The 12,437-nt window shown below is 30.2% G+C and carries 15 protein-coding genes and 1 other RNA gene; 12 read left to right on the plus strand and 4 right to left on the minus strand.

Features of this window, described 5'->3' with window-relative positions; genetic code table 11:
* Window positions 1-64: 64 nt before the first annotated feature.
* Window positions 65-841 (minus strand): response regulator, encoded by a 777-nt coding sequence (locus tag Ccar_RS22240; protein WP_007060550.1) that lies wholly within the window; start codon window positions 839-841, stop codon window positions 65-67.
* Window positions 842-1,161: 320 nt separating this feature from the next.
* Here Ccar_RS22240 and smpB point away from each other — a divergent pair, with 320 nt between their 5' ends.
* From smpB to Ccar_RS22290, 12 genes are all read left to right on the plus strand, one after another.
* Window positions 1,162-1,635 (plus strand): SsrA-binding protein SmpB, encoded by a 474-nt coding sequence (gene smpB, locus Ccar_RS22245; protein ID WP_007060549.1) that lies wholly within the window; start codon window positions 1,162-1,164, stop codon window positions 1,633-1,635.
* 203 nt (window positions 1,636-1,838) lie between these two features.
* Window positions 1,839-2,192: a transfer-messenger RNA gene (ssrA, locus tag Ccar_RS26525) on the plus strand.
* Window positions 2,193-2,412: 220 nt separating this feature from the next.
* The gene (locus Ccar_RS22250; protein WP_007060548.1) at window positions 2,413-3,060 is read left to right on the plus strand and encodes a TetR/AcrR family transcriptional regulator; all 648 of its coding nucleotides are present in this window, start codon (window positions 2,413-2,415) and stop codon (window positions 3,058-3,060) included.
* Window positions 3,061-3,171: 111 nt separating this feature from the next.
* Window positions 3,172-3,909, plus strand: a complete 738-nt coding sequence (locus Ccar_RS22255; protein ID WP_007060547.1) for an ABC transporter ATP-binding protein — start codon at window positions 3,172-3,174, stop codon at window positions 3,907-3,909.
* Window positions 3,902-4,594, plus strand: coding sequence for an ABC transporter permease (locus Ccar_RS22260; RefSeq protein WP_007060546.1), 693 nt, complete (start codon window positions 3,902-3,904; stop codon window positions 4,592-4,594). Before Ccar_RS22255 ends, Ccar_RS22260 begins: the two co-directional genes overlap by 8 nt.
* Before the next feature lie 14 nt (window positions 4,595-4,608).
* The gene (locus Ccar_RS26920; protein WP_007060545.1) at window positions 4,609-4,785 is read left to right on the plus strand and encodes a hypothetical protein; all 177 of its coding nucleotides are present in this window, start codon (window positions 4,609-4,611) and stop codon (window positions 4,783-4,785) included.
* A 319-nt stretch (window positions 4,786-5,104) separates the two neighbouring features.
* The gene (locus Ccar_RS22265; RefSeq protein WP_007060544.1) at window positions 5,105-5,467 is read left to right on the plus strand and encodes a helix-turn-helix domain-containing protein; all 363 of its coding nucleotides are present in this window, start codon (window positions 5,105-5,107) and stop codon (window positions 5,465-5,467) included.
* A 1-nt stretch (window position 5,468) separates the two neighbouring features.
* Window positions 5,469-6,035, plus strand: a complete 567-nt coding sequence (locus Ccar_RS22270; protein ID WP_007060543.1) for a hypothetical protein — start codon at window positions 5,469-5,471, stop codon at window positions 6,033-6,035.
* Between the two features lie 139 nt (window positions 6,036-6,174).
* A complete protein-coding gene (locus Ccar_RS22275; RefSeq protein ID WP_007060542.1) occupies window positions 6,175-6,849 on the plus strand; it encodes a CatA-like O-acetyltransferase in 675 nt (224 codons plus the stop codon).
* Between the two features lie 254 nt (window positions 6,850-7,103).
* A complete protein-coding gene (locus Ccar_RS22280; protein ID WP_007064556.1) occupies window positions 7,104-7,868 on the plus strand; it encodes a DODA-type extradiol aromatic ring-opening family dioxygenase in 765 nt (254 codons plus the stop codon).
* Between the two features lie 24 nt (window positions 7,869-7,892).
* Window positions 7,893-8,771, plus strand: coding sequence for a pirin family protein (locus tag Ccar_RS22285; protein WP_007060540.1), 879 nt, complete (start codon window positions 7,893-7,895; stop codon window positions 8,769-8,771).
* A gap of 190 nt (window positions 8,772-8,961) precedes the next feature.
* On the plus strand, window positions 8,962-9,849 hold the full coding sequence (locus Ccar_RS22290) for a GNAT family N-acetyltransferase (RefSeq protein WP_007060539.1): 888 nt from the start codon (window positions 8,962-8,964) through the stop codon (window positions 9,847-9,849).
* A gap of 100 nt (window positions 9,850-9,949) precedes the next feature.
* Here Ccar_RS22290 and Ccar_RS22295 read toward each other — a convergent pair whose 3' ends face one another.
* The 3 genes from Ccar_RS22295 to Ccar_RS22305 all read right to left on the minus strand — a co-directional run bounded on the left by Ccar_RS22295 (window position 9,950) and on the right by Ccar_RS22305 (window position 12,327).
* The gene (locus Ccar_RS22295; protein WP_007060538.1) at window positions 9,950-10,141 is read right to left on the minus strand and encodes a hypothetical protein; all 192 of its coding nucleotides are present in this window, start codon (window positions 10,139-10,141) and stop codon (window positions 9,950-9,952) included.
* A gap of 108 nt (window positions 10,142-10,249) precedes the next feature.
* A complete protein-coding gene (locus Ccar_RS22300; protein WP_007060537.1) occupies window positions 10,250-11,611 on the minus strand; it encodes a sensor histidine kinase in 1,362 nt (453 codons plus the stop codon).
* Window positions 11,612-11,613: 2 nt separating this feature from the next.
* On the minus strand, window positions 11,614-12,327 hold the full coding sequence (locus tag Ccar_RS22305; protein ID WP_007060536.1) for a response regulator transcription factor: 714 nt from the start codon (window positions 12,325-12,327) through the stop codon (window positions 11,614-11,616).
* Between the last annotated feature and the right edge of the window lie 110 nt (window positions 12,328-12,437).

The raw sequence follows: 12,437 nt of genomic DNA on the forward strand, positions 1-12,437 counted from the left end.
CTGTGTTGGTTGTGGATAAACCTTAAAATAATAATAAGAACATTGCGAAGCAATGTTCTTATTATTATTTTCCTAATTGTTTTATTAAAGCATAAGTTCTCATATTTGATTTTAGTTTAGCTATGAATATATCCTCTTGAATAGGTTTTCTTATATAATCATTTGCCCCGGCATTTAACATACTGGCTACAGTTTTAGTATTAGTTAAGGATGAAGTCATTATAATTGAAGAGTTTATATTATCACGCCTAAGTCTTATAATAATGTTTTTTCCAAATTCATTTTCCAGTACAATATCCACAAGATATAAATCATAATGTTTTTGGCTTTCCATTAAGTCTTTTCCAGATGAATAGAAATCTACATTTTGTATGTCATTTTTAGCTAGAATATCTTTCATTATGGTGCAGTCAAAATGACTATCATCTACACAAGCTATTTCAGCTTCCTTTAGACAATTTAAAAGTTCATCTTCTTTAATTATGTATTTTACATGTTTAAGAAGTTCTTCACCTAGGTTATTTTTGGTGATATAATCAGAAACCCCTAAATTTAAAATTCTTTTTTGGGTATTTTCCAATTCATTACCAGTCACAACAAATACAGGTATACTTTTGTTTAAATTGTTGTTGTTAATAGTTTTCATGAATTCCTCAATGCTAGTATCTTCTAATAATAAAGAGGTTATTATTAGGTCAACCTTGCCGTTAAGGTTTTTCAAAGTTTCATAAGCTTCTTCTGCAGTATCCACAGAAACACAGTTAAAACCATTTTCAATTAAGATATTTTTTACTAGCTTTTTTATAAAACTACTTTGTTCAAGATGTAGTATAGTGTACATAATTTCCACATCCAATCTTTTTTATAATTTAAAAGTTTCAAAATGTTATCAAAATTTGTATTTTAAAAGAATTATATAACATTTTACTAATTTTGAAAAGTAGACAATAATGTAGAATTGCGTCCACATTTAACCTATTGTGTTGAAATGTACTAAAAAGTATGGTTAATGATAATTAATATTTTGGAGAAATTAATACAAAAAAGATTGAGATTAACCATTATAAGTTTATGAATAGCTATATATTGCATAATAGAGTATATTGATATAGACTTATATGTATAATATAATAAATAAAAACTATAAGGTAGGTGATTTTAATGGCTAAAAAAACATCAACAAATAAAACTCTTGCAGAAAATAGAAAAGCATGGCATGATTACTTTATAGAAGAAAGTATGGAAGCTGGTATAGAGTTAGTTGGAACAGAAGTGAAATCTATAAGAGCAGGTAGAGCAAATTTGAAAGACAGTTATGCAGAAATAAGAAATGGTGAAATATTTATTTGTAATGTTCATATAAGTCCTTATGAAAAAGGGAATATATTTAATAGAGATCCATTAAGAGCTAGAAAACTGCTACTTCATAAAAGTGAAATATCAAGATTGTTAGGATTTACTACTCAGCAGGGATACACCTTAGTACCATTATCTTTATATCTTAAAAATGGTAGAGTAAAAGTAAATATAGCAGTGGCAAAAGGTAAGAAGGATTACGATAAGAGAGATGCTATGCTTGAAAAAGCAGCGAAGAGGGATATAGATAGAGATATGAAAGAAAGAATAAAATACTAATCTAAAGGTATGAAACATTTTCTTTCTTTGGATTATAAAAAATGTGTAGATAAAAATTACTATTGATTAATAGATAAATTTGATGTAATATAATAGTTGCAAGTTGGAGATATTAATCACTAACTTATTGAAAATTAAATATTAAAACAATGGTTTGCGTAACAATATAAAACCTTAGAATTAGGTAAAACCCAATTATACATGGGGGCGTACTTGGTTTCGACGGGGGTATGTTGTATTTAGGAAGCGAGTCGAGGGAACCTGTGGGCCCGCGTTAAAAAACTATGGGATTAAATGTAAACGCAAACGATAATTTTGCATTAGCAGCTTAGTCTGCTACGTTCTACCTTTGAGTACCGCGGCTTAGGATAGAGCGTCGACAGCGGTGAAACGAGCCTGTGTAAGCTTTGCCACAGGAACGGAATTTATGAAGCTACTGAAGCTGAAAGCCTGTCCATGGGCGTTCAGTGGAGGGAATGTTAAAATGTGGACTGCACTCGGAGATGCCTAAGTATTACGACTTTCGGACATGGGTTCGACACCCATCGCCTCCACCATGAAACCCACGATACATAATGACCGTACTGGAATCCAGTACGGTTTTTTATATACAAGTTTATTGAATAAAGTAATTAGTGAGGAATAGTTTAAAAGCTATTCCTTTACTTATGAGGGAAGATGCACTGTAGAAAAATGACGGTTACCTATTATTGACACTTAGATAAATCTATGATATATTACATACATACCAACCGTATGTATGTAAGGAGGGATTCTGTGGCGCGTAACAAATATCCTGAAGAAACAGTAAAACAAATATTAGATGTTTCTTTAAAACTTTTTATGGAAAAGGGCTATGAGAAAACGACCATTCAAGATATTGTTAATAATTTAGGAATGTCTAAGGGTGCGATTTATCATCATTTTAAGTCCAAAGAAGAAATTATGGATACAATAAGTAAGAGGAGTTTTGAAGAAAATACTTATTTAAATAAAATATGTAGAAACCCTAATTTAAATGGTCTTGAAAAGATTCAAAAAATTCTTATTTATAATATATCAGATGCAAATAAGCAGATTAATGATAAGTTATCACTTCCTCTTACTAAAAATCATCGAATGATTGCTAAGCATCTTGAAGATACTATGCAATATGCAGCTCCTATGCTTGCCAAATTAATTGAAGAAGGTATAAATGATAAGTCAATAACTGCTGTTAATCCCAAAGCTACATCAGAAGTTATTATGCTATTATTTAATTTTTGGTTAAGTCCTGCTATATTTAGAATTTCAAAGAAAGAGTTTTTAGATAAATTAGATTTTCTAAAGAATTTAATTGATTTCATGGGAATTTCATTAATTAGTGATGAATTTATATATAACTGTACACAATACTATGAGAACATTTTTGAGAAAGAAGTGTAACACGGAAAAATAATCTACCCACATAAGGTAGTTTATTTTTTAGATATATACATACCGACGGTTTGTATTAAAAGTAAAAAACAATAAATTTAAATTGGAGGATACTTATATATGAGTGATAAATGGATTGTAGAAACTGATAAATTAAGAAAAGTTTTTGATGGGGTAGAAGTAATTAAAGACTGCTCTATGCATATAAAACAGGGTACAATTTATGGTTTTTTAGGTATGAATGGTGCTGGAAAAACTACTGTATTTAAGATGCTGTCAAGTTTACTCTCACCTACATCAGGAACAGCAAAAGTGTTAGGGATAGATATCACTTCTCATAGCAGTGAAGTTTTAAGAAATATAGGTAGTATTATAGAAGTACCTATTTTTTATGAACATTTATCTGCCGCTGAAAATTTACAAGTGCATCTTGGATATATGAATAAGAAAAATATAGATATAGATAAAACTCTAGAAACAGTTGGACTTCCTTCTAGAGATATGAAACCTGTATCAACCTTTTCTTTAGGAATGAGACAACGGCTAGGTATTGCACGGACAATTATTCATCAGCCAAAGCTCCTTATACTAGATGAACCTCTAAATGGACTTGACCCAATGGGCATCCTAGAAATGAGAGATTTATTTCTTAATCTTGTAAGAAATGAAGGTATGACTATTCTTATATCTAGTCATATTCTTAATGATATAGAACACATTGCAGATAGCATAGGTATCATTGCAAATGGCAAAATTATTGATGAAGTAGGTATGGCAAAAATTAAATCTAAAACTTTAAATTCCAGTCTTGAAGAATATTTTTTTGAAAAAATAAAGGAGAAATTAGAATATGATTAAGCTTATATCTTTAGAAATGCATAAGTTTAAAATTAAAACTTATGTATTAGCAAGTGTCGTTTCATGTATAGTTCTTTTAGGATTTACCTATCTTATTTCTGTAATTTCTAGAGTTGAAAAGGATCCTTTGTTTCAAAGTTACTCCAATATCTTTAAATTTATAGGTATTATGAGCATGATTATTTTCACTGTACTTTCTGCTGTTATGTATTCTAGACTTGTAATAGAAGACTATGTAGGAAAGAAACTAGTGCTATTATTCTCCTATCCTGTAAGTCGCAGCAAAATTTTTCTTGCTAAAGTATGTGTTGTTACCTTATTTACGGTTATAGCGCTTATGTTTAGTAATGTGGCTTGCTTATTTATTTTTAGTATAACTGAATTAATATGTCCAATTGTTAGGGACATGTTAACTCCATTTTGCTTCTTAGGTACTTTACAAAGCATTTTATTAATTGCTTTAACCGTTGGTGCTCTAGGTATTCTTTCTATGACAGTGGGTTTTATAAAAAAATCAATGCCTACTACAATTATTACATCATTTGCGTTGGCTGCCACTGTAGGAAATACGATCATGAATGGTAGTTTTAAAATAGGTTTAATTTTATTAGGAATTCTTATTGTATTAGATATTCTGGCAGTGAGGGAGACAATAAAAAAAATTAATCAAATGGATGCTGTATAAAAGGAGGAAGCAAGATGTTAATTGGTATTATTCTAGGGAGTATACTAGGAATAATTTTATTATTAATAGGCTTTGTTGGAATTATTGTTAATAAACAAAAAAGAAGGTCAAGCCACTGGCCGGATTGGGTCGTAATTGCTGGAGGATACGCCATTTTAACTGCAATCTTTAATATTATGAGATTACATTAGTTTTTTATTAAAACTAATACGCTATTTTAAAATGAAGAAATTGTTTAAATTAGTTGATTCTGGAAGTAGAGATTTGCCACTACCATTAAAACCCATGATACATATGACCGTACTGGAGAAATCCAGTATGTTTTTTTTATTTTATTAATTATCAGCATTATAAATTAAGTAGTTTTAGAGTAATAAGATTGGCCTAGAGGAAGGACATTTCTTATATGTAAAAACTAATAGCAACGTTTGGTTGACAAATTTTCAGCACTTTTTGGTAGACTGCAACCTTTCGTTTTCTATATAATGGAAGAAGATAGGGGGCGATTTAATGGGTATATCTGAAAGATTACAAAAATTAAGAAAAGATGAAAGATATTCTCAAGAACAGTTAGCAGAAAAATTAGGAGTAACAAGACAAGCAATATCAAAATGGGAAAGTAACCAAGGCAATCCAGATATCAATAATATTATTAAATTAAGTGAAATTTATAATGTTAGTACGGACTATTTATTAAAAGGTGAGGAGCAGATAAGTAAGCCAATAGAAATTGATTCTAAAGAAAATAAGGAGAATACTAAATCCAGAAAAATGTTTAGTATACTTTTATTTATTGCGGGTATTTCTGCTATTGCAATGCTGTTCCTTTTTACCTTTACTTTTTTAATAAAAACATTTTTAGGAGGTCATTAAAATGAAAAAAATTTTTTCTCTTTTAGTACTTGTTTTTGTATTTACAATTTCACTATCCGCTTGTGGAAATTTATCAGATGAGGGCAATAAAACGACTAGATTGTCATCAAAAACCTCTCCTAAACAAACTATACAAATTGCTTTTGAAGCATTAAAGAATGGGGATTTCAAGAAATTCAATCAGTTTATTCAATATAAAGAGCGACGGGAAGGTGTTCTCATATATAAGGATAATAAGCTTTTTGGCAATAATTTAAATGGCAAAGGGAAAGAGCTTATAGAGAGTGTTTTTTCCAATTTTTCTTATGATATAGGAGAAGTGAATGAAAATGGAAATGTTACAACAGTTCAAGTGAAAATCACTAACCGTGATTTATCAAATGTAGATAATGATATAGTACGTTATGCAGACGCAGATAATCCACTCATTGAAGCAATCAAAAATTCTGATAATAAAATGATTACAACTAACCTAAAAATCACTCTTAACAAAATAGATGGGATATGGAAAATTCAAATGGATGAGGCCTTGACTGATGCTCTCTGTGGAGGACTATTGCCTAAGTAGTAATAATAAAAACACCGTTTTTAAATTTTCATAGCAGGAACAACTTTATTACAGAATCATTTATGAACTAGATAAGTAATTAGAGATGAGGTTATAATTTGCTTATAACTTAATTAAAATCAAATAGAGGTATAAGCATATGAATACAAATTTTCATGCTATTGACATGGATACATGGCCAAGAGCACACACATACAATTACTTTACAAAAACAGTATCAACACTTATTTATTCTATTAGTGTTACAGTGGATGTTACAATTCTTAGAAATACATTAAAAAGCAAAGGCTTAAAATTCTTTCCTACATATCTTTATTTAGTAACTAGAGCTATTGGAAAACAGCAGGAATTTCTTATGGCAATTCGAGATGATGTGTTAGGATATTGGGATTATCGGACTCCTTTTTATCCAGTATTTCATGAAGATAATAAAACAATAACATTTCTTTGGACAGAATATGATGAGGATTTTGAGGTGTTTTATAAAAGCTATATTTCAGATATGAAACAGTATGGAAAGAGTCATAATATTATGTTATCAAAGGAAACGCCACCTTCTAACAACTATATCATATCTTGTGTTCCATGGTTTAGTTTTAATGGTTTATCAATGCAATTGCAAAATGCAAAAAATTATTATGCACCAATTTTTGAAGCTGGTGGATTTACTGAAACGAAGGGTAGAATTATAATGCCTTTATCTATTACGGTTAATCATGCTGTAGTAGATGGTTATCACATAAAGGTGCTTTTACAGGAATTACAATGGGAAATGAATCATCCAGAAGAGTGGATTAAAGTTACAGAATTGTAAAATTAAAAAATATAAATAACACCTATGTTACTTCATTGGTATAATATGTAATTCGAAAGAATTGTGCAAATATATTGACATTATAATCAATAAATGAAATAATAAAAATATAAGGAATAGTTATTATTAAATAATAAGACGTATTACAAAAATACTTTAATTATTTTTTAAATTAATAGAAGCAAAGTTATGAAAAAATTATTTAAATGTTCAGTTTGAAGATTAGTAAAATATTAGTAAAAGGGTGTGAAAAAATGATTTCTTCATTATTTATATGCCACGGTGCACCGACATTAGTATCAGAAAAAAACGAGTATACGGATTTTCTTAAAGACTTGGGAAGTAGACAGAAACCAAAAGCAATAGTGATATTTACAGCACATTGGGAAAGTGAAATTACAACCATTTCTTCTATGGATGATACATATAGTATGATTTATGATTTTTATGGTTTCCCAAAAGAACTGTATTCTATAAAATATCCAGCTAAAGGATCTGTAGAGGTAGCTTCAAAGCTGCAATCTATGTTAAGAAATCATGGTATTGAAAGTAAGCTTGATAAAAATAGAGGACTGGATCATGGTGCTTGGGATATCTTATATTTAATGTATCCAAAAGCAGATATACCTATTATTCAAGTATCAGTAAATCCATTTTTAGCTATGGAAAGGCAATATGAAATAGGAAGAGCCATCAGGGAATTAGGAAAAGAGGATATATTAGTAATTGGAAGTGGTTCAACTGTTCATAATCTTGCTACAGTTGACTGGAATTCAGAAAAAGTAGAAGAATGGGCATTAGAGTTTGATGATTGGTTTATTGAAAAGGTGGAAGATAATGATAAGGATACTCTGTTTAACTACAGAAAGTTAGCACCTTATGCAAAACATGCAGTACCACGTGAAGAGCACATAGTTCCTATGTTTATAGCAATGGGAAGCGGTAATAGAGATAAGCCGAAGCTTTTACACCAAAGCTATGCATATGGAACTCTAAGTTATATATGTTTTGAATTTTAAAATAAGAAAAGAAAGGAGAATAATATGGATACATTGAGAAAAGTAATTAAGATCACAAAAGGTCAACCAGCTGTTGACGGTGCAGGTGTAAAGTTAGTTCGAGTAATTGGGTATAATGACACTAAAGATTATGATCCATTTTTAATGTTAGATGCTTTTGATTCAGACAAATCTGAAGATTATATAAAGGGTTTTCCTTGGCACCCTCATAGAGGAATTGAAACAATAACTTATTTGATAAATGGAAACATCGAGCATGGGGATAGTCTTGGTAATAGCGGAAGTATTCTTGATGGAGAGTGCCAGTGGATGACAGCTGGTTCTGGTATTATCCATCAGGAAATGCCTAAGGCAAGTAGACGTATGCTAGGTGCTCAATTGTGGTTGAACTTGCCTGCCAAAGACAAAATGACTGAACCAAGTTATGGAGATATAAAGGCTGAAAATATACCAGTAATCAATGAAAATGGAACAAAGGTTCACATAATTGCTGGAGATTATCAAGGTCATAAAGGTGCTTTTGAAGGTAAATACATTAAAGCCACTTATTTGGATGTTGAATTACCTGCTAATCAGGAATGGAATTTCATAAATGATGCTGAAAACACTTTGTTTGTCTATATCTTTACTGGAAAAGCAATTTTTGATCCTGATAAAAGCATTGAGAATCCTAAAGATTTAGTTGATGAAAAACAAGCTGTATTGTTTAGTCATGATGATAAGTTTTGGATAAAGGCAGCAAATCAGGGTGTGCGCTTTATACTTTTATCTGCTAAACCATTGAAAGAATCAATTGCCTGGGGTGGTCCTATAGTTATGAATACAAAGGAAGAACTGAATTCAGCATTCTTGGAGCTGGATAATAATACTTTTATAAAAAAGAATAGTATAGAAAAATTATAAAAGTACGAGAATAATGGTATTTAAAATAATAAGGATTGTTGTTTTACAAGTTATTAGACAATGAAAATTATGATATATTATGACCGTATTAGAGATACTCTGATACGGTCATAATACATATTTTTGACTTGTTAAAAATATAGAAACAAAGTATAATTGTTGATAATATCAATTAACTTTGGAGGTGGCTATGAATAAGGAAGAAATAATTAGAAAAGAAATAAGATTAATTGTGAGAGAATTAGGTTTGCTTAATCACAATTGCTTAAATTCTGACTTGACACTTGCGCAGGCTCATATATTAAATTATCTAAAACAAAATGGAAAAACTCCTTTTAATGAATTGCTGATAAATTTAGGCATTGATAAGGCTTCACTAAGTAGAATAGTTAATAATTTACAATCTAAAAATTATTTAGAATTGAAGAAGTCTGAAATTGATAAAAGAATGAAGGATATTTGTATTCTTCCATCAGGTATGGAAGCTATAAATGATGGAGATTGTAAAGCAAACAAGTTTATTAGTGAAATTTTAAATTTGGGAGATAACGAAGATACAGAAAATATGGTAAAAGCATTTAGAACATTTCGCATCCTTGCATTAAAAAGTAATCTTAAAAAGAATGATTCCAGAATATTAATAGAAAGAATTTCAGAAAATTATATGGAGGAAGCAATTAAATTAGCAACAGATATATTTAGTGATGAGCAAAGTATTCCAGCAGAATTGATTCCAGTGAAGGATGATTTAAAGCCAATTTGGTGGTGTGCAAGAGTAGGAGAAGATATTATTGGAGTAGCAGCAGCATGGAAAGAAAAAGATAAATGGCATTGGGGCAGATTTGCTGTTGATAAAAGATTAAGAGGAATAGGAATTGGTCAGAAGATTGCTGTATTTTCATTAAAAGAAACTTTTAATTCCTATACTGAAGAAGTATATATTGAAGCAAGAGATATAACTGTAAATATATTAAAGAAATTTGGATGTGAAGTCATTGGAGAAGCAGAAGATTTTTATGGTGAACCTGTAACTCCGATAACATTAAGCAAGAGTAATTTTATGGAAAAGTGCAGCTAAAGAGGTTAAAAACAAATAAGTCCCATTTTGAATGGAACTTATTTGTTATTTTACAAAATTAAAATTCATATTATCACTTGTTTATTTAGCTTGATACAAATTAGTCTCCATCTTCCCCACCAGGGCCATCGCGTCTTGGACGTGAGGATTCTGGAAGAGGTTCAACATTTTTATATTTATTGGAGATGGAGGATTTATTGTCATGTACAGCATTTAGGGAACTATTTTGATTCTTAGGGTTTGAACAATTACACTGTTGATTAAAATTTGAATTGTTATTTTGGTTAGTCATTTTATGATCACCACCTTCTAAACTATTTTTTACAGATAATAAGTTTTTATGTTAGAAGTTTTTTGAAACAATTAACATTATCATAAAAATTAGTGAAGGTTGGAAAAACTATTCCTTATAACTAGGTATACATAACTTTATACTGCTGCCTTGTTCCCAATTCTCAAAATAAAACTTTCCACCATGGGCTGTAATTATTTGTTTCACAATATAAAGGCCAAGACCATGCGATTTGTTAGTAGGAAACTCAGTTGAGAAATTTAAAGTTTGTAAAATATCATCTTTAAAGCCGCTTCCAGTATCTTTGATTTCAATTACACAATTGCCTTCCTTTTGATCTAGTTCAATATAAATATTACAACCATCTTTATTATGTTTCATACTATTTCCTATAATATTATTAAGAGCACGCTCAAATAATCTCATGTCACCATTTATCATACAACTTTGGGCCTCAGAAGAAATGGAAAGCTCTAAGTTATATCTATTGTTAGATAAGTTGTTTAAATGATCTACAACTACTTTCCTTGCAAGTTCTGCAGCATAAAAAGGTTTTATATTTAAAGGTTGCATTTCATATTCCAGTTTTATTGTTAAATTTAAATCGTTAACTAATTGTTTTATCTTTTCACTTTGTAATCTTATGATGCTAAGTTTCTTTCTGTCATCTTCAGAAAAGTTTTCATTATCTTCTAAATCGCTGGAATAACCCATAATCATAGATAAAGGAGTCCTAATATCATGAGACACTCCAGTAATCCAGTTGTTTCTAGCAGTATCTCTCTTTTCTATTAAGGCTTGCTGTCTTAAGAGTTCCTTAGAAGTAATATTTATATTGTGGGCCAATTCCTCAAAAGCCCCTTTAGTGCCAAGGAAAACTTGCTTTTTCTTAGCCATATCTTCAACGCCTTCTATAATTTTACGCAGAGATAGGAAGAAACGAATTCCAAATAAAAAAGCTAAAAGCATAGCAACTATGAAATTCATAAGTAATCCAAGTGACAACCATTTTATACTATTACGTACAATGTTTTCTGGGATTTCAAGCTGGGATTTCCAAGTGCTATTTTTGATACCACCAACTACAAACAATCCATCTTTATGCTTCCAGGTATAAACTGGATACTCCTTTAAATACCACCTGGTAAAAGAAGCTATATCAGAAGAAGTATAACTTAATGGAATATCCTTTGGTAGATTCTTACTCCATACAACTTTTCCGGTATCATTTATGAGCATTGCCCATTGAAATTCCTTAGTAATTATAGAGGAAGCTTTGTTTGATAATACGAAGTTGTTATCTTCTTTTTTCAATCCTTTACTAATTTCAGATATTCTATGTGAAGTAGTAGGAGAATTGTTAGATGATAAGCATAAAGCAAATACAATAATATTAGTTATGAGTAATATTATTATAATTCCACCAGCTGAAAGGACATAACGCATAATTATTTTTGACATTCTTTTCATAGTTATGCCTCCAATACAAGCTTATATCCAAGCCCTCTTACTGTTAAGAGATATTTTGGATGGGAAGGATCTGGTTCTATCTTTGCTCTAAGTCGTCTAATATGAACCATTAGTGTATTTTCATATCGAAATAAGTCATCACCCCAGGCAGCTTTACATAAAGCATCAATAGTTACAATGTTTCCTTTATTGGTATATAGTTTATCTAGTAAGACGTATTCTTTAGCGGTTAAGGTTAATTCCTCACTTTGTGTTTTTACAGTGCCACTATTCATGTCCACGATTGTATTTCCTAAAGAAAAAGTTGGCTTTTTATTAGCTTGCCCTACTAATGGAAAATAAGTTCTTTTAAGTATAATACTCAGTCTCAGAATTAATTCTCTGGGTAGAAATGGTTTGGTAATATAGTCATCAGCACCAAGACCTAGTCCCAAAAGTCTGTCTTCATCTTGATCCTTAGCTGATAAGAAAAGTATAGGAACCATAGAGGTTTCACGAAATTTTTGCATAAGAGAAAACCCATCTCCATCAGGTAGCATTATGTCTAAAATTACTATATGAGGAGTTAGTTTTTTAAATTGAGTTATGGCTTCGTGACAGCTAGAAGCTGTAAAGATTTCATGAAATCCTTCTTTTAACATAATATCTTTAACCATTTCTGATAGAGAAAGTTCGTCATCTACAATTAATATTTTGCAATCTTTAATATCATTCATACTAAATATCTTATTCCTCCAGTCTTATGTAATAACTAAAAATATTATACATTAAATATTTTGTAAGGTAAATGTAAGGTAGATTTCATGGATATGTAAGGTAAATATTT

Origin of the sequence: Clostridium carboxidivorans P7 (genome assembly GCF_001038625.1) — a bacterium.
GTDB classification, from domain to species: Bacteria; Bacillota; Clostridia; order Clostridiales; family Clostridiaceae; genus Clostridium_AM; species Clostridium_AM carboxidivorans.